We start from the raw sequence: 1,633 nt of genomic DNA on the forward strand, positions 1-1,633 counted from the left end.
GACGATCTTCGATACGCAGTGGCAGAAGAGCTAGGGATTGATGTTAAGGACAGAGCAATGCTGGTGGATGAGATTCAGCATAAACTGATCGAGTTAAACGGCTCAGGGAAAAGAGTGGTTGCGATACTGGATGAAGCTCAAGCCTTGTCCGATGAAGCGTTAGAGACCCTACGTTTGTTTGGCAACCTAGAGACGGAATCGACGAAGTTACTACAGATTGTTCTATTGGGGCAGCCTGAATTGGATAATCGCCTTAATGCACATCATTTAAGGCAGTTTCGTCAGCGGATCTCTTTCAGTTCTTGTTTGCGAACCCTCAACCTCGATGAGACGGTCGCTTATATCGACAATCGAATCACCAAGTCTGGTGGCAAAGAGACATTGTTCAGCTTAAATCTGAAAAAAGCCATCTGGCGCTCAACCCATGGTGTGCCTAGGCTAATCAACCAGTTATGCCATAAATCGTTGTTGTTGGCCTTTAGTGAACATAAGCCGACTGTTGAGAACAAGCACCTTTATTCGGCAATGCATGAAACCTATGACGTGTCGAAACCTAAGTTTAAAAAGCCAATCTTGTGGGGCTGGAGTGAATCATGGATACCATCAATAACGCCTTATCTGAACTGGCAAAGAAAGAGTCTAAGGTTGCTATCGAAGCGGCTGACGTGCCTAAAGTAAAAACGCGTTCACCTTGGATATGGGTTGCTGCGGGTTTTTCACTGAGCTTAGCGATGGGCGGTTGGGCTGTTTCGCAAGGGCCAAGCATTGAATCTGAAAGTGTCCCTTTAAATCATCAAGTTGATGTTGAACCGATTTTTAGCAAACAGCCAGCGGCACCAGTTATTGAGTCACCGACAAAGAAACTCACAAGCACAGAATCACAACCTTCAATGACCAATGTGATCTCTGAACCTAGCCAAAGCTTAGCTTTAAACTCACCACAAACGGTGGCAACAACGGGCAAATTAAGTGCTGCTCCTGAGGTGGCGAACGTAAAGAACAATCAACAAACCGAAGATAAAAAGACACAAGTTCAAACCGGCAAAGAGCGAACGTCTGCTAAACCTTCATCTCCGGTTTTATTGGCTAACGTACAATCGACTTCTTCGAAAAGTACCAACAGCGTGGTGCCAACAACGCCAAAGCCAGCAGATACGGTTTCACCGCAAAGTGTTGAACCAATTGAAAGCGGCATTGTGGCTGAGCAGGTGGAACTCACACCAGAGCAACTTGCGGTGAATGCCATTGGCCGTGCGAAGAAAGCGTTGGACTCGAACAATCTTGAAGGGGCGTTAAAAGGCTTTACTGAAGCACTACGTTACACTCCGCGTGATGAAGACGTGAGACAAAAACTCGCTATTCTCTATTTTGGAAAAGGTGATACACGCCGAGCCTATGAACTGCTTCAGGCGGGGATTCGTCTGAATAATGATAGCGAAGCGTTGCGATTAGGCCTTTCAAAACTGCTTGTCAAAGCTGACCAAGCTGAAGCCGCACTGAGCCCACTACTGCATTTACCGAATAATGCGTCCAAAGAGTACCTTGCGATGCGCGCGGCGTTGAGTCAAAAGTCACAGCAAGAAGCGATCGCTCTGGAAAGTTATCAAAAGTTGACCGTAATTGAACAAGATAA

The 1,633-nt window shown here is 46.3% G+C and carries 1 protein-coding gene and 1 pseudogene; both read left to right on the plus strand.

Annotated features, from left to right (window positions below):
* Positions 1 to 588, plus strand: a pseudogene (locus KIV40_RS31305) (ExeA family protein); the annotation flags it as partial.
* A 5-nt stretch (positions 589 to 593) separates the two neighbouring features.
* The coding region (locus KIV40_RS31310) for a M48 family metallopeptidase (RefSeq protein ID WP_285353198.1) at positions 594 to 1,633 on the plus strand (1,040 nt) is incomplete at its 3' end.

The sequence above is a fragment of the Vibrio sp. D173a genome (assembly GCF_030248475.1).